This is a genomic window from Catellatospora sp. IY07-71, from assembly GCF_018326265.1.
Lineage (GTDB): Bacteria > Actinomycetota > Actinomycetes > Mycobacteriales > Micromonosporaceae > Catellatospora.
Genome location: NZ_AP023360.1, coordinates 5,599,131 through 5,617,560, shown reverse-complemented (window position 1 = coordinate 5,617,560; position 18,430 = coordinate 5,599,131). Strand labels below are relative to the sequence as shown.

The following is an 18,430-nucleotide window of genomic DNA, read 5'->3' as shown; positions in this document are numbered from 1 at the left end:
TCACGGGTGCACTCGCTCGGCCTGACCTGGTCCGAGCCGAACGACGACGTCGGCGCGACGGCCTACCGGGTGTACGCGTCGCAGAGCTCGGATGTGCCGGTCACCGCCGCGAACCTGCGCGCGACCGTCTCCGGCACCAGCTACCGGCACGGCCCGCTGCGCGCAGCGCAGACCTGGTACTACCGCGTGGTCGCGCTCGACGCGGCCGGCAACGTCGGCCCCGCCTCCGGGGTCGTGGGCGGCACGGCGCGCGGGCGCACCGTGTCCGACGTCAACGGCGACGGGCGCGACGACACGGTGGACTTCACCCGGGGCACGCTCGCCGACGTGTACGCCTCGGTCTCGGACGGCTCCCGGTTCGTGCCGAACAGCTCCAAGTGGCACGACTTCTTCGCCGTGGACCAGGAGCTGCCGCTGGCCGGCGACTTCGACGGCGCCGGCCGCGACGACATCATCACGTTCACGCTGGGCGGCACCGGCGACGTGTACGCCGCCCTGTCCACCGGCACGGCGTTCGGTCCCGGCCAGAAGTGGCACGACAGCTTCGCGCCCGGCACCGACCTCCCCCGGCCGGGCCTGCAGCCGTGACCCCGGCGCACCGCTGAGGTGCCGTGCACCCGTGGTTCCGCCTGACGAGCGGGGCCGCGGGTGCACGGCGTCGAGGGACACCACGCGAACGGCCCGGTTGTTAGGCTGCGCGCCATGTTTGCGGACGATGTTGACACCGAGCTGCGGCGGATGGCCGCCGACCCCGAGTTCCGGCATCGTGACGCGGCGCGGCACGCGTTGCGGTTCCGCGAGACGGGTGACGTCGCGGACCTGGTTGCGGTGGAGGACGATCCGCACGCGTGCGCGACAACCGAGATCCTGTTCGCCATGGCCGGCACGAAACGGCGCTGGCTCAACTGGGTGCCGATGCCCACCGAGGCGATCTGCAACCTGGCGGACGCGGTCGGTGGCCGCCGCGCGTCGGGCGAGCAGCTCGAGATCACCGGCGCCGCCCTGTCCGCGGCGGAGCCGCCCAGCGCGGTGACAGCCGCCCAGCGCGTCGCGGGACCGCTGGAGGTGCAGGTCGCCGACTTCCCGGCGCCCGACATCCGGACTCCGGTCCGGACGCCCGCCCGGTATGCGGTTTGGCGCTATGACGGCACCGCTCCCAGGCCCGCCGTGCCCGCGCCCTCGGCCGACGCGATCCGGGTGCTGCACGAGGTCGCCGACGAGCCATGGCCGTCCCCGCTGTCGGGGTGGGTGCAGGCCAAGCCGTTCGGGGGGCTGCCGCTCGGCGACCTGCTCGGGCTGCTCGCGCACCTGCCGGGCCCGCCGGACACCCCGCGCTGGCAGCACCTGGCGAAGTCCACCCCGACCTACTGGTACCGGCTGCTGCAGCCGTGGGTGTGCCTGGGCATCCTGCATCATGCCCCGGACGAGCCATGGGCTGGCTCGACGCGGCGCACGGTGCTGGTGGACCTGGCCTTCGGCGTCGAGGACTGGGTGTCCGACGCGGCCCTCTTCGCGCTCGTCACCGCCGCGTACCGGGAGCCGGAGCTGCGCGCGGAGGTGCGCGGGCTGGTCCGGGCGCGGCTCGACGCGGCCGAGGCGTCGCCCCGGTTGGTCACCATCGAGGAGTCGCTGGCCCAGTTGCTGCTGGTCACCCCCGGCTGCACGCCGGACGACCGGGCGCTGGCGGCGGTGGTGCTGGCCCGCGCCGACCAGGCCGGGGACGAGCCGGAGCCGCCTGCGAAGCGGCGCTGGTGGCAGCGTCGGCGGTAGTACCGACCTGATCGGCCGGCAGCTTCCGGGTTGCCGAGGAAGCACCGAAGCTGCCAGCCGCGACAGCACCTACCCGCTCCGGGTCAACGCACCATGCCCTGGTCGGCGAGCTCGGTGAGCTTCACCGTGCACAGGCCGCCGCGCTCGCTGGTCACGTCGGTGACCTTGAGCTGGGTGCCAGGCGACAGCAGGAACTCCTCCTCACCCGTGAACGCCGAGAACCGGCGGATGCCGACCGCCCGCGCCGGGGTCACCTCGAACAGCGTGCGCCTGCCGCTGCGGCCCATGAACGCCTCGGCCACGCTGAGCTTCGACGTGCAGGAGGACACGCCCCACCAGGTCACCGTCTCCCCAAGCGGGTACTGCGAGCGCAGGTCGAGGCGTACGCCGCGCCAGACCGGCTCGGTGCGGGCCGGCAGCTGCGACACGGCGGAGAAGAGCAGACGCAGGTAGGGCAGGTACGGCACGATCCGGGTGCGGTCCGGGTGGCGCAGCGCGGCGTTGATCTGCCGGTAGAAGGCCGACTCGCAGGTGTAGAGGTACAGCGCGGCGGCCTCGTCGGCGGACAGGCCGGTCCCCTCCGCGTGCTGGACGCCGAAGTCGTGCGAGCGCGTCACGTGCCAGCCCAGGCCCGACAGCACCTTCGCCGCCGGTGCGACGGCCTCGCGGAAGTCCAGCAGCGGGGTGTCGAACACGCCGGTGATCTCGGGCAGCGCCAGGCCCTCGTCCTTGACGCTCTCCAGCCGCTCCAGGTAGAGCTTGTGCAGCTCCATGGTGGAGGCGATGAACGCGCCCATCCGGTCGGCCGTGCCGGGCTCGGTCCCGCCGCCGCCCGCCGCCCCAGCACTCCAGCCCTTGGCGGGCAGCCAGTCGATCTCGTCGGTGCCCAGCGCCCGCAGCGCGGCGTTGACCAGGCCGAAGTGGTCGCCGTCGCAGAAGATGTCGCCCTGCGCGGCCGGGTTCGGGTGGTCGATGTGGCGGACCTCGACGCCGGGGTACTTCTTCTGCAGGCGTACCACGACGTTCTTCAGGTTGCGGGCGTGCGCGCCCCACCAGGCGAAGACCACGCCGCGGTCGGCCTCGTCGGCGTCCTGCTTGGCCTTCAGGATCTCCTCGACGATCTTCTCGACGGTCGGCTTCCAGAACCCGGTGTGCTGGTCGGTGGCCATCGCGCCGTCGCTGCTGGCGGTGAGGGAGGCGTTCAGCAGCAGCACACCCTGGGTGAGCATGGCCTGGAACCACTCGGGCGGCTGCACGGTGTCGTGCTTGCGCAGCAGCGCGCGGATGTCGGCGATCGGCGTCTTCTTGGGGATGCCGTGCTTCCACATCGCCGCGGCCTTGATGATGCAGCGGATGCTGATCACCTTGCCGAACTGGCTGTCGTCCCAGTTGTGGAAGGTGTTGTCGAACATGGCGATGCCGGTGGCGCTCTCCGGCCGCGGGTAGGGGTTCTGCCCGAAGACGACGACCTTCCACTTGTGCGGCGGGTTCGGCTTGAGCGCCTGGAACGTCAGCTCCCGCACCGGGACGACCTTCGAGCTGCGGCCCGGCCCGATGAAGGTGTGCGCCGCCGGCTGCGCCTCGATGACCGGCTTGAGCAGCGGCAGCCACGGCTCACCGCCGCCCTGGAACAGTGCGGCCAGCCCGAGCGGGTCGTTCGGGTCGGGTGTCGTCGGGGTGTCGCTCATCGTCGGCTCCGGAGTGGGTGGGCGGGGGTGGGACCGCCGATCGGATCAAGGCGGCGGCAACGTAGCACCGGGCGCGGACATTCCGCGGACGGCGACCGTCCGATCCGAACATTGTCGGCGGGTGTGGTTATGGTCTGCCCGCTCGACGACATCCCCTTCTCCCGACCGGAGTGCGCCATGACCGCTGACCGTGTGACCTCGCCCCTCGCCGTGGTGCTGACCGATGTGAACGCGAAGGTGGTGCAGGCCTGGCGCTCGGCGTTCGCCGACACCCCCGAGGTGCGGATCGTGCAGGGTTCGATCCTGGATCAGCACGTCGACGCGTGGGTCAGCCCGACCAACTCGCACGGCCTGATGAGCGGCGGTGTCGACGCGGTCGTCAAGCGGCACCTCGGCGCCGGGATCCAGCTGCGGGTGCAGCGGGCCATCCGGGACGGGTTCGGCGGGTCACTGCCGATCGGCAGCGCGGTGTGCGTGCCGTCCGGGGCGGCCAACCCGAGGTTCCTCATCTCCACGCCGACCATGACGCAGCAGTCGCAGAACGTCCGGGAGACCCTGAACACGGCCCTGGCCTGCGCCGCCGCCTTCCAGGCCGTGCACATGCAGAACGAGCGAGAGCCCGGCAGCATCGGCTCGGTCGCGCTGGTCGGCATGGGCGCGGCGACCGGCAAGGTCCCGCCGCAGGTGTGCGCGAACCTGATGTGGGCCGGCTACATGCTGTTCCAGGACAGCTCGTTCGACAGCTACGACGAGCTGCGCGCCACGGTCACCGAGCAGCTGCACGACATCGAGCGCCGCCCCGAGACCGAGCGGGTCCGCATCGCCCCGCCGGCCGCGCGCCGCCGTCGCTGACAGCCTGCGAGCCGGGCTCACAACTTCTGGGTTGTACCTACAACCCAGAAGTTGTGAGCCGTCGCGACAAGGTTGCGGTAATTCACCTGCATCCCGGCCGGGGAGTCGCAGCGGGTGCCCGACCTGCCGTTCCAGGCGGTGCCGAAGTACGGCACGCCGGTCCGGCCCTGACCGGTCACGAGCCGAGCAACCGGCCGCCGTAGACCCGCTCGAACAGGTTGAACAGCGGCCGGTCGTAGTTGCGCAGGGCCGCGCGGGTGGCGATGTCGTTGTGTACGCCGTCGCCGCCCGGCAGCGTGATGCCGTGGTACGGCGCGTGGTGCTCCTGGGTCAGGCAGCGCATCGCATTCTCCCGGGGGACGCAGGAGCGCTCGTGTGTCGGTTGCCGCAGTACCCGGGCGCGCGCTGGATCGCCGCCGCGGGCGGCAACTACGGCGCGGGCCGCTCGGCGGCGATCACCACGATCGTCATCCACGTGACCCAGGGCTCGTACGCGGGCACGATCAGCTGGTTCCAGAATCCGTCGGCGGGCGTGAGCGCGCACTACGTGGTGAAGTCCAGCAACGGCGAGGTCACCCAGATGGTGCGCGACGAGGACACCGCCTACCACGCCCGGTCGGCCAACCCGTACTCGCTCGGCATCGAGCACGAGGGTTTCGTGGACAACCCGGCGTGGTTCACCGACGCGATGTACCGCTCGTCGGCGAACCTGTCGCGCCACCTGGCCAACAAGTGGGGCATCCCGAAGACCCGCAGCTACATCAGGGGCCACAACGAGATGCCGGGCAACGACCACACCGACCCGGGTCCGCACTGGAACTGGAACCACTACATGTCGCTGATCAACTCCGGCGGCGGGGGCGGGCAGTACCTGGCCGGTTCGCCGACGGACTTCTCCGGTGACGGCAGGGACGACATCGTCACGTTCAACCTCGGCTCGCTCAACGACGCCTACGTCGCGACGTCGACCGGGTCGGCGTTCGCGGGCACCAGCGTGAAGTGGAACGACTTTTTCGGCCTGTCCGGCGAGAAACTGCTCACCGGCGACTTCAACGGCGACGGCAAAGACGACATCGTCACCTTCGTCGGCGGCACCACCGGCACCAACGCCGGAGACGTCTACGTCGGCCTGTCCACCGGCACCGCCTTCCTCGGCGGCACCAAATGGCACGACTGGTTCGCCCCCGGCGCCGAAGTCCCCGCCGTCGGCGACGTCAACGGCGACGGCCGCGACGACATCATCACCTTCACCCATGATGGGCAAGGGGACGTCTACGTCGCGCTCTCCACGGGCACCTCCTTCGGCGCCGGGGTGAAGTGGCACGAGTACTTCTCCATCGCGGGGGAGTACCCGGCGGTGGGTGACGTCAACGGCGACGGCAGGGACGACATCATCACCTTCACCTGCAACGCCGACGCCGACGTCTACGCCGCCGTCTCCAACGGCAGCAGCTTCGTCGGCACGACGGTGAAGTGGAACGACTTCTTCTGCCTCGCCGGAGAGTTCCCCTACCTGGGCGACTACAACGGCGACGGCAAGGACGACATCATCGTCTTCGCCAAGGGCAGCACCAACGACGTCTACGTCGGCCTGTCCACCGGCACCGGCTTCCTCGGCGGCGCCAAGTGGCACGACTTCTTCGGCCTCAACGGGGAGATCACGCTGTGAGGTCTTCCCGGCTGACCGGCGCCGCGGCGATCGCGGCGCTCGTGCTGGCCGGACCGGGCGGGGCGGCTTCGGCCGCCCCGCCCCGGGTTTCCGGCCCCGCCGCCGCCCCGGCGGCGCTCGCGGCGGTCAGCGGGTCCGCCGAGCGGATCGCGAAGCTCACCGGACCCGGCTCGATCAACGCCACCGACACCAAGTGGCAGCTCAAGGCCACCGACCTGGGCATCATGTGGGACAACGGGTCGGGGCAGATCCTGACCCTGTTCGGTGACACGTTCGGCAACGGCTGGACCGGGCCGGGCGGCGGTGTCGGCAACGCCGCGACCATCGACTGGCGCTGCAACACCCTGGTGCGCAGCAGCGACCGGAACCTGGCCGACGGCATGACGTACGACGACGCGGTGCTGGACCGGCCCGGCCACGCGGGCACGGTGCTGCCGTGCAAGCAGATCGACTTCGACGAGATGACGGTCATCCCGACCGCCGCGATCTCGGTGGGCAACCGGCAGTACATGCACTACATGTCGATCAACCACTGGGGTGACGCCGGGCGCTGGTACACCAACTACGCGGGCATCGCGTACTCCGACGACAACGGCCAGACGTGGGTCAAGGACGCCGACGCGCGCTGGCAGAACACCCCCGCCTCGGACAACCGGTTCCAGATGGCGGCGATGCTGCGCCAGAGCGGCCACGTCTACCTCTACGGCACCCCGAACGGCCGCTTCGGCAACGCCTACCTGGCCCGGGTGCCGGAGAACCAGCTGCTGGAGCCGTCGGCCTACCGCTACTGGAACGGCTCCGGCTGGGTCACCGACCAGTGGGCGTCGGCCGTGGTCGCGGCCGGGCCGGTGGGCGAGGTGTCCGTGCTGTACAGCCGCTACCTCGGGCGGTACGTGATGGCGTACCTCAACGAGGCGCGGGCGGCACTGGTGCTGCGTACGGCGCCGACGCCGATGGGCCCGTGGGGCGCCGAGGAGGTCGTCGCCACCGCGGCGCAGTACACCGGGCTGTAGGGTCGTTCCTGCACCCGTGGTCGGCCGACTCGAACAGCCCGTACCTGTACTTCACCATGTCGCAGTGGGATCCGTACAACGTGTGGCTGATGCGGGTGAAGCTCACCGGCGGCGGCATGTTCGGCGGCTCGCCGACCGACTTCACCGGTGACGGGCACGCCGACGTGGTCACGTTCACCCAGGACCACAACGGGGACGCGTACGTCGCCCCGTCGACCGGGACGGCGTTCGCCGGCGGCGGGAAGTGGCACGACTGGTTCGCGCCGTTCAACGAGACCCCGCTGACCGGCGACTTCACCGGCGACGGGCGCGACGACCTCGTGGTCTTCACCCACGACGGCGAGGGCGACGTGTTCGTGGCTCTGTCCACCGGCTCCTCGTTCGCGAACCCGGTCAAGTGGCACGAGTTCTTCGCCCCGTGGGGCGAGTTCCCGGCGCTCGGCGACGTCAACGGCGACGGCCGCGACGGCCTGATCACCTTCACCCTCGGCGGGACGAACGACGTGTACGTGGCGCTGTCCACCGGCAGCGCCTTCGCCGGCACCACGGTCAAGTGGAACGACTTCTTCTGCCTGGCCGGGGAGTTCCCGTACCTAGGCGACGTCAACCGGGACAACCGGGACGACATCATCGTGTTCTCCCAGAACCCGAGCAACGACGTGTACGTCGGGCTGTCCACCGGCAGCGGGTTCCGCAGCGGCGCGAAGTGGCACGACTTCTTCGGCCTCACCGGCGAGCGCACCTACTGACCGCCCACACACGTGCCCGGACCGGCGATGCGGCCGGTCCGGGCCGCCGGCAGGCACGCAGAACCGTGCCTGCCCACCTCAGCCGTCGCCGAACGCCGCCAGTCGAGCCGCTGCCGTACGCAGCGCCTCGTCCTCGGCGAAGGTCCGCCAGCCGCCGAAGTACGCGAGGCGGCGCGGGTTGCTGAGCACAGACCGCGCGATGACCCCCGCCGCGGCTGCCGCAGGCTCGCCGATCGCCGCGAGGTGCCGCATGGCCGCGACCCGGACGGGCAGGCACTCACCCTCGACGAGCGGACGGGCGAGTTCCGTCAGCACGGTGACCGCCGGGGCGGAGTCGCCGGTGATCCGCCACAGGGCGTACGCGGCCTCGGCCCGCAGCCACTGCTCGCCCGCACCCGCCGTGCGCCGAAGATGGTCAGCGCACGGCGCGGCCGCGGAGCCGAGGTCGGCGAGCAGCGCGATGGGCTGATGTCGCCCCGGCTGCCCGGTCACGTGCCGCATCAGTGCGTCCCGGCCCAGCTCGGGGTCAGCGCCGGTGCGCCACAACGCCCAGGCGGCTTCCGGCTGATCTCCGGCCCGGTGCCGCAGGGGCTGGGCGAAGTCCGCCGCCGCCGGACCGCAGCCGCCGACCGCCCGCGCAGCCGCGGCCAGCACGTACGAGTCCGTGCTGGCGAGCAGCGGCGCCACCGCGGGCAGGGCACGCTGCGCGGCGGTGCCCCAGGCCTCGACCACCGCACACAGGTTCATCGCCGTCACCCGGTCAGCCCGCGCCGCGGCCAGCCGGGCCGCAAGCGCGTCGATCAGCGCCTCCGCGTGCTCCCCCAGCGGGGCGAGCACCTCATGCACGGCCGGCAGCCACGGCAGGAAGACCCCGCCGCCACCGCTGTGCAGGGCGGCGGTGGGGAACCCGAGCCGGTCGCCCGCCAGCCGGTCGACGAGACCGGGCAGGCTGCGCGGGTCATGCTGGCGCGCCAGCGCCCACACGGCCGCGTCCCCGACGGTGATCCGCCCGGCGGTGTCCCGCATGGTGCCGTCACCGGCGAGGACAGCGAGGCGGTCGGCGTATCCGGCTGCCTCCGTCCCGAGGCAGCCGAGCAGGAACGCCGCGCGGTAGCGCAGCTCCGGCTCGCCGTCGCCGAGGTGGTCTCCGAGGTAGGGCAGCAGGGCGCCGGTGACGGTGCGCCATTCGGTCAGCACCCGCCCCGCCTGGTCCATCGTCGCGACCCGCGCGTCGGTCTCGTCGCCGCGGCTGACGGCGATGGTGTACGCCGTGGCCGCCACCGGATCAGCACGGAGCAGGGTGCCGGTGTGACGCACGATCGTGCCGCGACCGCCGCCGATCCAGGCCGAATCCTGCCAGCCTGCGGCGTCGTCATGCAGCACCGCACGGGCCAGCAGCTCGACGTGCGCCACCGGGACGGACGGATCCGACTCGTGCAGCGCGTGCAGCGCGGCGAGCCTCAGCTGCAGGTCCTCGTGCTCCAGCAGCTGCTCGAGCTCGGCCCGCAGCGCGGCGTCGCCCGGATCCCGGGCGCACACCGCACCGAACGCCAGCGCCAGGTCCCACCGGGTGACCCGGTCCGTCTCGGCGTGCCAGCGCCGCCGCAGCGCCAGCACCGCATCCGGGTGCGGGATGCCCTGACCGGCCAGGAGCGTCGCCTCGCGGCGTACCGCCGGATCCGGATCCTCCAGCAGCGCGAGCAGCCGTGGGCGCACCGCGTCCAGCGCCGGCTGCCAGGCGCCGTCCAGGAAACGCGGCTCGATGATCGTGGCCTCGCGGGCGAGCCGCCAGATGACCTCGACGACGAACGGCCGGTGGTGCTTCGCCTCCCCTGCGGCCAGGTCCACCAGGAACGGCAACGCCGCCGGGGCGGCCGGGCAGATCCAGCCGCCCTGGTGATAGATCAGGTTGAGGAGCTCGTCGATGGCGTCACCGGCCCGCCCGGCATCCGGATCGGCGCAGGCGCGCAACAGTCCGGGCACGTCGGCGGCGCGGCCATAGTTGTGTCGCAGCTCCCACCACGGGACCCGGTCGAGTTCGTCGTCTCGCACCGGCCCACCCTTCCCGTAGGTTGATCTTCTGTCAATGTGTTTGCCCAGCGCCTCGGCGCCTCGCTTGACATCGATCGCCGTGCACCTATCCTTGGGTGCCAGGTGCGTTCGGCGTCGCTCCTCGACTGATCCCCCGTTGATCCGGAGCCCTCCGCATGCCGAACATCCGCGGTCGCCGTGCCGTGCGACCAGCCCTCGCGATCCTCGCCGCCGTGCTGCTTCTGCTGACCCCGGCGGGCCCGGCGCTCGCCGGTCCGGCCGACCAGACCACCGCCGAGTCGGGCAACCCGTTCACGGACGGCTGGTACGCCGACCCCGACGTCGCCGTCTACGGCAGCACCTACTGGGTCTTCCCCACCACCTCGAAGACCTACGGCGAGCAGACCTACCTCGACGCGTTCTCCTCCACCGACCTGGTCAACTGGACGAAGCACCCGAACGTGCTGACCACGGCCCGCGTGTCGTGGGCGTCGTACGCGATGTGGGCGCCCGCGCCCGTGTACCGCAACGGCAGGTACTACCTCTACTTCGCCGCCAACGACATCCAGAACAACTCCGCGCTCGGCGGCATCGGCGTCGCGGTGGCCGACCAGCCGCAGGGGCCGTACTCCGACGCGCTCGGGCGGCCGCTGATCGGGCAGTTCCACAACGGCGCGCAGCCCATCGACCAGGACGTCTTCATCGACGACGACGGCCAGGCGTACATGTACTACGGCGGCTGGGGCCACGCCAACGTGGTCAAGCTCAACGCCGACATGATCAGCCTGGGCACGTTCAGCGACGGCAGCACGTACAAGGAGATCACGCCGTCGGGCTACGTCGAAGGCTCGCAGATGTTCAAGCGCAACGGGAAGTACTACCTGATGTGGTCGGAGGGCGGCTGGACCGGCCCGGACTACTCGGTCTCGTACGCCATGTCCACCTCGCCGACCGGCCCGTTCACCCGGCTGGCCAAGGTGCTCGCGCAGGACCCGGCGGTGGCCCGCGGCTCGGGGCACAACTCCGTGATCAACGTGCCGGGCACCGACGTGTGGTACATCGTCTACCACCGGCGGCCGCTGAGCGAGACCGACGGCAACCACCGCCAGCTCGCGTACGACCGGATGTACTTCAACGCCGACGGCACCATCCAGCCGGTCACCATGCGGGTCAAGGACGACTTCAACGACGGCAACGCCCTCGGCTGGCATGCCTACGGCGGGTCGTTCGCCGCGAGCGGCGGGCGCTACCAGGCGGGCAGCTCGCTGGGCGGCAAGGCGCTGCTCGACACGAACTTCGCCGACTTCAGCTACGACGCCGACGTCACGGTGACCTCGGGCGGCGGCGACGCGGGCCTGATCTTCCGGGTGAAGCAGCCCGCCGTCGGCACCGACAGCTACACCGGCTACTACGCCGGGATCAGCCCGGCGGGCCGGGTCGTGCTCGGCCGGGTCAACAACAACTGGACCCAACTGCAGGCCACCGCCATGACGGTCACCGTCGGGACCACCTACCGCATGCGGGTGACGGCCGTCGGGCCGTCCATCAAGGTGTACGTCGGCGACCTGGCCACCCCGAAGATCGCCGTCACGGACGCGACGTTCGCCTCCGGGGCCAACGGCGTGCGCGTGTTCAACGCCGCCGGGGCCTTCGACAACATGGCGATCGGCCCGGCGGTCGGGACGGGCACCAACCTGGCCCTCAACCGGCCCGCCACCGGCACGACGCCCTGCGTCGCGACCGAGGGCCCGGAGAAGGCCGTGAACGGCACCGTCAACGGCGGCAACACGGACAAGTTCTGCTCGGCGGTGGCGGGCGCTTGGCTGCGCGTCGACCTCGGCGCCACCAGGGCGATCACCCGCTTCGAGGTGGCGCACGCCCAGGCGGGCGGCGAGTCGGCGTCGTTCAACACGCGGGCGTACACCATCTCGGTGTCCAACGACGGCACCACCTGGACCCAGGCGGTCGCCGTCACGAACAACACCACCGCGACCACCCTGCACCCGGTCGCCCTCTCCGGCCGGTACGTCCGCCTGAACATCACCACCCCCACCCAGACCACCGAGATCGCCACCCGCATCTACGAGCTGCGCGTCTTCGGCTGACCCGCCGCCCAACGTGTGGATCTAGATGAGTTGTGGCCGCTCCGGCAACCGCAACTCATCTAGATCCACGCTTGGCGGGGTTAGGGTGCACAGGTGGAACAGCGCATCAGCCTCATCACCCTGGGCGTCGCGGACGTGGGCCGGGCACGCCGGTTCTACGAGCAGCTGGGCTGGCGGGGACAGGAGGTCGAGGAGACCGTCTTCTTCCAAGCCGGCGGCATGGCGGTGGTGCTGTGGGGGCGCGGCAAGCTCGCAGACGACGGCGGGCTGGACGATCGCGGCACCGACGGCTTCGGCGGCGTCGCGCTGGCGCAGAACGTACGGTCCCGCGACGAGGTGGACCAGATCATGGCCGCCGCGGAGCAGGCCGGCGCACGGGTGACGAAGCCCGCCGCGGAGACGTTCTACGGCGGCTACGCCGCGTACTTCACCGACCCGGACGGGCACGTCTGGGAGATCGCGCACAACCCGGGCTTCAAGCTGGCCGAGGACGGCTCACTGGTGCTGCCCGACTTCGGCGCCTGACCAGGCCGCCCGCGCCGCGTGTTAGAACTGGACCGGCCGGGCATCCGCGTCCGGTCACGACAGCGTGCGACACCCGGACTAGGAGAACCATGACCGAGGCACCCCAGGCACCGAGCACCGCCCGGATGATCGACTATTGGCTGGGCGGGAGCAGCCACCACCCCGTCGACGTCGCGGCCGCCCAGGCCTTCGAAGGGGCGTACGGGCCGTGCGCGGAGATCTTCCGCTCGCTGCGGGCGTTCTCGGGGCGGGCGGCACGGTATCTCGCGGACTGCGGCGTGGACCGGTTCCTCGTGTTCGGCGCGGGCATCCCCGCCCAGGGCAACGTGCACGAGGCCGTGCCCGGCGCCCAGGTCCTCTACACCGACCACGACCCCGAGATCGTGGCCGCCGCGCGGGCGCTGCTCGACGGCACGCCCGGCGTCGCGTACGTGCCCGGCGACGCGGCCGACCCGCGCGGCATCGGCGCCGAGACGCTGGACGCCGCCCTGCCCGGCTGGCGCGACCGGCCGGTCGGCCTGATCTTCCTCGGACTCGCCGCGTTCCTGGACGACGCGGCGCTGGCCCGCGCGCTGGACGAGATGTACGAGCTGGTCCCGGCGGGCAGCCGGCTCGCGTTCGACTTCGACGCGATGGAGCTGGCCGCCTACCCGCAGGCGCTGGCGATGATGGGGCCGGGCTTCCACATGCGCGAGCCCGAGGACTTCGGCGCGCTGCTGGGCCGCTGGCGGGTGACCGACGACGGCATCGTGCCGGTGGCGCGGTGGCGCCCGGACGGGCCGATCGAGCAGGTGCCCGACGCGTTCTGGGGTGGCGTCGCCATCAAGTGAGCCGCCCGGCGGCCCCGGCCGGGCACGATCGGGCGGCTACCTGTCCGATGTGGTGGGATCGGACGACCCGGCAGACTGGACCGGCCGAGCACCCGCCCGGGCGCAGCCGGGCCACGGGCCGCCGAGGTGCCCGCCATGCGCCGCGAGCGGCGTCCGACCGTCCGGAGGGGAGCCGCCGTGGCCGCGCTTGAACTGCTTGGCCCGCCGCGCCCGTACGAATGGCGCCGGGCCCTGTCGGTGCCGGGTGCGCTGTGGGTCTGCTGCGCCGTCGCGGGCAGCGTGCTGGGGCAGGCCGGCGCGGTGCGGGTCGCGGCGCTGACGGGTCCGCTGCGCCGGGCCGTCACAGACCCGCCCGTGCTGGCCGCCTGGGTGATCGCCCTGCTCCTGGCCTGGGCCGTGGCGGGCACGGCCGCGCTGGCGGGCGGGCGGCTGGTGGAGCGGCTGTGGCTGCGCCGCGACTGGGGGCGGATCGGCGCGGCCCTGCTGCGCCGCCGCACCCGGCGCTGGTCGGCGGCGTGCGCCGCGGCCGAGGCCGCCCGTGCCGTGGCCGTCGCGCCCGGGGCGACCGCGGCGGACCTGGCCGCGTTCCATCACACCGCCGCCCGCCGCAACCGGCTCGCGATGGCCGAGCCGTCCTGCCCCGGCCCGCTCGCCGACCGGATGGCCGCCCTCGAGCGCCGGGTCGACGGGCAGTACGCCCTGGACCTGCCCGCGGCGTGGCCGCTGCTGTGGCTGCTGCTGCCCGGACCGGTCCGCGACGACGTACGCGGCGCGCGCGCCCGGTGGGAGGCCGCCACGGTGTGGGCCGCCTGGGGCGTCCTGTTCCTGCTGCTCGTCCCGGTGTGGTGGCCCGCCGCGCTGCCGGGCCTGCTGCTCTGCTGGTGGGGGCGGCACCTGGCCGGGGCCGCGCTGGACGAGCTGGCCCGGCTCACCGAGGCCGCCGTGGACGTCCACGGCCTCGACCTGGCCCGCAAGCTCGGGGTCGCGCAGGACCAGCCCACCTTCGAGCCGTGTCTGGGCCGGGCCGTCACCGCCGTCGCCCGCAAGGGCACCTAGCCGCCGCGGTCCTGTCCGTCAGACCCCGACGGCATCGCGCGACGCTCACCTGGGAGAAGGCATGGCCAGCGAGACCCACCCGGCACGCGAACCCGTCGACGCCGCGCTGCGGGCGCTGCTGCCGCCCCGGGCCGCCGAGGCCCTGTGGCGGTTCGCGGTGCAGAGCGGGACGGCGTTCGAGCTGGCCCGCCACTACCCCAACGCCCGCTCCGGCGCGGTCGTCTGCGCGGTACGCGAGCATCGCCGCCACGCCGGCGTCCGGAAGATCATCCTGAAGCTCGACACGGTACGCGACGCGGCCCGTGCCCACGGGGAGTACGTGCAGCAGCAGAGTGCCGTGCACGAAGGCGGCGACTTCGCGCGGCGCCACCTGGTGCAGCCGGCCCGCGAACCGGTCTGGGCGGACGGCAGGCTCTGGTTCACCTTCCAGGAGCTGGCCACCGGTGAGGCGACCGACATGGGACTGGCCGATCTGGAGGTGCTCACCGCGCTGCTGGACGCCGCCCGCACCGGGTCGGACGAGGATGCGCTGCCCACCGCGTGCGCCCACATCGTCCGGTCGGTGCTGGGAGACTGGGCCGCGCACCGCGACACCCGGACCATGGACGTGCCCGCGTTCCTGCGCCTACACGTGCGCGACCGGCTCGATCCGGGCGGCGACCTGCACGCGATGGCGAGCGCCCGCACCGCCGCGGCGCTCGACCTGCCGGACGAGCCGGGTCCGCTGGCCAATCCGCTGCGGCTGGTCACCGACTCCACGATGACCGCCGGGCGCCGGGTGGTCGCCGTCGTCGGCAAGGCACACGGCGACCTGCACACCGAGAACGTCCTGGTGCCGGTGCGCCCGGTCGTCGCGCCGGACGGCTTCCGGCTGATCGATCTGATGAAGTACGGCTCCGCCGCTCCGCTCACCCGCGACCCGGTGCACCTGGTGCTCTACATCGTGGCGCGGTCACTGGCGGGGCTGGCACCGCAGGCCCGCGAGGCGCTGTTCGGCGTGGTGCTGGACCCCGCGACCGCGCCGAGCGGGCCGGTGCCGGGCTGGCTGTACCGCACCGTCGTCGGGGTGCACGCCGCGGCGGAGGGTTGTGCCCGGTCGCTGATCGACGAGTGGCGCGAGCAGGCGATCCTCTCCGTGCTCGGCAACGCCCTGATCTTCGTGGGCCGCGCGTCCACCCGCGACGAGGACCGGGACTGGTTCCTGCGCCTGGCCGCCCGCGCCGCCGACGCGTACCTCGGCCGTGCCGCGCCCGCGCCGCCGGTGTCGCCGGCGCCCGAGGTCACGGCGGTCCCCGCCCGCGCGTCGAGCGTGGTGGCGCCCGCGCCGGACCGCCTGGCGGGCGCCCCGGCCGCCGAACCCGCGGCCACCGCCGGTGAGGTGCCGCCCGTGCCGGTGGCGGCCGGTCCACGGCGGTCCATCCCGGACTGGCGGTCGCGGCTGTGCCGCAATCTGGCCGCGCTGCGCACCGCGGCCCAGGACCCGGCCAGCACGGCCCGGATCGACGCTTTGGCCGAGGCCGCGTCGGCCGGGCACGCCGGGGCCGACGCCGCCTGGAGCGGGGAACTCGACAGGCTGATGCTGGAGCTGCTGCACGAGGAGCCGGGTGCGCGCAGCGTCCTGCCCGGCGCGCCGGGCGGGGCGCCGCTGCTGCACGAGCGGTACGCCTGCCCCGGCGAGCGGTGCCGCCGGATCGAGCAGCGCCGGCCCGGCGGGCCGCTGCCCACCTGCGCCGTCACCGGGCAGGCGATGCGCCTGCGGGCGACCTGACCGGGCGTCGCGCGACCAGGTCAGGCGTCGAGCAGGGCGCGGACCTGGCGGGCCAGCTCGATGGACGCCTCGATCTCGACCTTGCGGATGGAGACGCTCTCCACGTTGAAGCCGAACGGCACGCCCAGCCGGCGGCAGAACACGGACAGCTCGCGGGCGGCGCTCAGGCACTGCTCGAACGACTCCGCGAGCGGGTCCTCGGACCAGCGCAGCGTGTTCTCCAGCCAGCGGGGCACGTCCACGCCGAGCCAGTGCAGGAACTCCAGCGTCTTCAGCGAGCCGCACACCGACAGCGTGAAGATCACCGGCCGGGGCGCGGTCTCCTTCTGGCGGCAGGCGTAGAAGTAGTCCGACAGCAGGCTCTTGGTGGCGTCGACGTCGTACACGACCTGTGTGACGAAGAACGCGGCGCCCCGGTCCTGCTTGGTGATCATGCGCAGGTGCTCGTCGCCGCTGCGGCTGTAGCGCTCGGTGATGGCGACCGCGCCCAGGGGCAGGTCCGGGCGGACCCGGCCGCGCAGCGTGTACGCCTGCGTCAGGCCGGTCTGCACGCCCTTGTCCCGGGAGGAGGCGCCGACGAAGACGCTGAGCACCTGATCGGTGTCCACGCCGCCGAGCCAGTCGGCCAGCTCGGGCTCCGTGTACTTGCCGACGCACCGGTAGATGACGACGGGCTTGCCGAACGAGCCGAGGTGCTCGCGGTGGAAGCCGGCCGGGTCCATGGTCGGCAGGTAGGGGAAAGGCCGCTCCTGGGGATTGCGGTCGCTCTCGTCGTCGATGTCGTAGAGAATGAGCCCGTCGATGTCCACGGTCGCGAGCCGGGCCATGGTGACCTCGGCGATCTGGGCCGCCTGCGCGACCGGTACGCTGCGCCGCGGCGGCGTGATGCCGACCAGGAGCACGCCGTCGTCGGCGCGTTCCAGCATCTCGCGCAGCGGGCGGCGGGACGGCGGGGGCAGCACGGGTTCCGGCATGGCGCCCAGGTTAGCGGAGGGGGCCGGTCCGGGTACGCGGTCGCCACGCCGGTCCCGGACCGCGGGACGGATCCTCCGTCGGAAAGTCGCCGGAATGAATCTGCCGAATCGCAAACCGAAACGCCCTCCGGGGCGTTAGATCTGCAATACCGATCACGTCCGCCGGATGCCGTGCGGGGCCGGTCCTCCGGGGCCGGAATAGGCATCGGCGGGCAGGTGTTAGGAACCGTGCATCACAAGGGGGAATGACAGATGGCCATCACTGACTACGACGCGCCCCGCACGCCCGCGATCGAGGAGGACAGCCTCGAGGAGCTGCGCGCCAGGCGCAACACGCCTGATTCGGCCAAGGTCGACGTCGACGAGACCGAACTGGCCGAGACGTACGACCTGCCCGGCGCCGACCAGCTCGACGAGGAGCTGAGCGTCCCGGTCGTGGCCCAGCAGGCCGACGAGTTCCGCTGCACCAGCTGTTTCCTGGTCCGGCACCGCAACCAGCGGGCCTACCCGGACCGCGACGTGTGCCGCGAGTGCGCCTGACGGCTTCGGCAGCAGGGCCCGCGGTGTGGTGAGGAGCGGGCGGTGAGCGCGCCCGGCGGTGTTCCCGCCGGGCGCCCGGACGCCGGGTGGGCGGCCGTTCAGTTCGGGTTCGCGGCGTGGGTGAGGGTCTCCCAGGCCGTGCACAGGTTGTCGGTGCCGGCGGGCGCTGGTTGAGGGCCGTCAGGGCCAGAGGCGTTCGGTGCGCCAGCCGTCGGCGGTGCGGCGGTAGCGCAGCCGGATGTGCTGGCGCTGCGCGTCGCCCTGCCAGAACTCCACGCTCATCGGCTTGAGCACATAGACCGTGTGGTGCTCGGCCACCAGCTGCGGGTCGGCCTCCAGCCGGGCCTGGGCCTCGGCGAGCGCCTCGGTCAGCTCGGCCGGGTCGTGCAGCACGCTGCTCTGCCGTCCGATCAGGCTCGCGGCGCGCGAACCCAGCGGCCGGGCCAGGAAGTCCTGGGCGCTGACCTCCGGCCCCGCGGGCTGGACGGGGCCCCGGACGCGGATCTGCCGACCCTGCTCGCGCCAGTAGAAGCCGAGCGCCGCCTGCGGGTTCGCCCCGAGCTGGCCGGCCTTCGCGCTGATCGACTCGCTCGCGAAGTAGAGGCCTTCGGCGTCGAGGTCCTTGAGGATCAGCACCCGCAGGTCGGGCAGCAGCTCCGGCCCCGCCGTGGCCAGCGTCATCGCGTGCGGCTCGGACACCCCGGCCGCGATCGCCTCCCGCAGCCAGTCCTCCAGCAGGTCCATCGGGTCCGGCGGGGCGTCGCCGGGGTCGAAGGCGGGCAGCGGCCGGTCGAAGACGGGCAGGTTCCGGAGCAGATCGCGCATGGACACGCCGTCATTGTCACGCTTCTGGCGACAGG

17 protein-coding genes are annotated in these 18,430 nt (G+C 72.6%); 12 read left to right on the top strand and 5 right to left on the bottom strand.

Going from position 1 to position 18,430, the window contains the following annotated elements:
- The first annotated feature begins 6 nt into the window (after positions 1–6).
- Positions 7–588: a hypothetical protein gene (locus tag CS0771_RS24800; protein ID WP_212843241.1), complete on the top strand. Its 582-nt coding sequence runs from the start codon at positions 7–9 to the stop codon at positions 586–588.
- A gap of 114 nt (positions 589–702) precedes the next feature.
- Positions 703–1,770: a hypothetical protein gene (locus tag CS0771_RS24795; RefSeq protein WP_212843240.1), complete on the top strand. Its 1,068-nt coding sequence runs from the start codon at positions 703–705 to the stop codon at positions 1,768–1,770.
- A gap of 83 nt (positions 1,771–1,853) precedes the next feature.
- On the opposite strand, the gene CS0771_RS24790 is transcribed toward CS0771_RS24795, so the two are convergent.
- Positions 1,854–3,458: an ADP-ribosyltransferase domain-containing protein gene (locus tag CS0771_RS24790; RefSeq protein WP_212843239.1), complete on the bottom strand. Its 1,605-nt coding sequence runs from the start codon at positions 3,456–3,458 to the stop codon at positions 1,854–1,856.
- Between the two features lie 177 nt (positions 3,459–3,635).
- Here CS0771_RS24790 and CS0771_RS24785 point away from each other — a divergent pair, with 177 nt between their 5' ends.
- Positions 3,636–4,310, top strand: coding sequence for a macro domain-containing protein (locus CS0771_RS24785; RefSeq protein WP_212843238.1), 675 nt, complete (start codon positions 3,636–3,638; stop codon positions 4,308–4,310).
- A 175-nt stretch (positions 4,311–4,485) separates the two neighbouring features.
- Here the strand turns inward: CS0771_RS24785 and CS0771_RS24780 are convergent, their stop codons facing one another.
- Positions 4,486–4,653, bottom strand: a complete 168-nt coding sequence (locus tag CS0771_RS24780) for a hypothetical protein (RefSeq protein ID WP_212846310.1) — start codon at positions 4,651–4,653, stop codon at positions 4,486–4,488.
- A gap of 30 nt (positions 4,654–4,683) precedes the next feature.
- Between CS0771_RS24780 and CS0771_RS24775 the strand changes: the two genes are divergently transcribed.
- The 3 genes from CS0771_RS24775 to CS0771_RS24765 are packed head-to-tail and all read left to right on the top strand — an operon-like array spanning position 4,684 to position 7,741.
- Positions 4,684–5,979 carry an N-acetylmuramoyl-L-alanine amidase gene (locus CS0771_RS24775; RefSeq protein ID WP_244871009.1) on the top strand — a complete coding sequence of 432 codons (1,296 nt, stop codon included), beginning with the start codon at positions 4,684–4,686 and terminating at the stop codon, positions 5,977–5,979.
- Positions 5,976–6,992, top strand: a complete 1,017-nt coding sequence (locus CS0771_RS24770) for a DUF4185 domain-containing protein (RefSeq protein ID WP_212843236.1) — start codon at positions 5,976–5,978, stop codon at positions 6,990–6,992. Before CS0771_RS24775 ends, CS0771_RS24770 begins: the two co-directional genes overlap by 4 nt.
- Before the next feature lie 56 nt (positions 6,993–7,048).
- On the top strand, positions 7,049–7,741 hold the full coding sequence (locus tag CS0771_RS24765) for a VCBS repeat-containing protein (RefSeq protein WP_212843235.1): 693 nt from the start codon (positions 7,049–7,051) through the stop codon (positions 7,739–7,741).
- A gap of 78 nt (positions 7,742–7,819) precedes the next feature.
- On the opposite strand, the gene CS0771_RS24760 is transcribed toward CS0771_RS24765, so the two are convergent.
- Positions 7,820–9,793, bottom strand: a complete 1,974-nt coding sequence (locus tag CS0771_RS24760; RefSeq protein WP_212843234.1) for a HEAT repeat domain-containing protein — start codon at positions 9,791–9,793, stop codon at positions 7,820–7,822.
- Between the two features lie 212 nt (positions 9,794–10,005).
- On the opposite strand from CS0771_RS24760, the gene CS0771_RS24755 reads away from it, so the two are divergent.
- From CS0771_RS24755 to CS0771_RS24730, 5 genes are all read left to right on the top strand, one after another.
- Entirely contained in the window at positions 10,006–11,877 is a 1,872-nt protein-coding gene (locus CS0771_RS24755) for a family 43 glycosylhydrolase (protein WP_244871008.1), read from the top strand.
- 93 nt (positions 11,878–11,970) lie between these two features.
- Positions 11,971–12,402, top strand: coding sequence for a VOC family protein (locus CS0771_RS24745; protein WP_212843233.1), 432 nt, complete (start codon positions 11,971–11,973; stop codon positions 12,400–12,402).
- Positions 12,403–12,491: 89 nt separating this feature from the next.
- A complete protein-coding gene (locus CS0771_RS24740; RefSeq protein ID WP_212843232.1) occupies positions 12,492–13,232 on the top strand; it encodes an SAM-dependent methyltransferase in 741 nt (246 codons plus the stop codon).
- Positions 13,233–13,409: 177 nt separating this feature from the next.
- Complete coding sequence (locus CS0771_RS24735; RefSeq protein WP_212843231.1) at positions 13,410–14,288, top strand: hypothetical protein; 879 nt, start codon at positions 13,410–13,412, stop codon at positions 14,286–14,288.
- Between the two features lie 61 nt (positions 14,289–14,349).
- Positions 14,350–16,056 carry a hypothetical protein gene (locus CS0771_RS24730; RefSeq protein WP_212843230.1) on the top strand — a complete coding sequence of 569 codons (1,707 nt, stop codon included), beginning with the start codon at positions 14,350–14,352 and terminating at the stop codon, positions 16,054–16,056.
- Positions 16,057–16,076: 20 nt separating this feature from the next.
- On the opposite strand, the gene CS0771_RS24725 is transcribed toward CS0771_RS24730, so the two are convergent.
- Positions 16,077–17,030: a 5,10-methylenetetrahydrofolate reductase gene (locus tag CS0771_RS24725; RefSeq protein WP_244871007.1), complete on the bottom strand. Its 954-nt coding sequence runs from the start codon at positions 17,028–17,030 to the stop codon at positions 16,077–16,079.
- A 252-nt stretch (positions 17,031–17,282) separates the two neighbouring features.
- On the opposite strand from CS0771_RS24725, the gene CS0771_RS24720 reads away from it, so the two are divergent.
- Positions 17,283–17,570, top strand: coding sequence for a DUF4193 domain-containing protein (locus CS0771_RS24720; RefSeq protein ID WP_203745846.1), 288 nt, complete (start codon positions 17,283–17,285; stop codon positions 17,568–17,570).
- 180 nt (positions 17,571–17,750) lie between these two features.
- On the opposite strand, the gene CS0771_RS24715 is transcribed toward CS0771_RS24720, so the two are convergent.
- Positions 17,751–18,395: a pyridoxal 5'-phosphate synthase gene (locus tag CS0771_RS24715; protein ID WP_212846019.1), complete on the bottom strand. Its 645-nt coding sequence runs from the start codon at positions 18,393–18,395 to the stop codon at positions 17,751–17,753.
- Positions 18,396–18,430 lie beyond the last annotated feature (35 nt).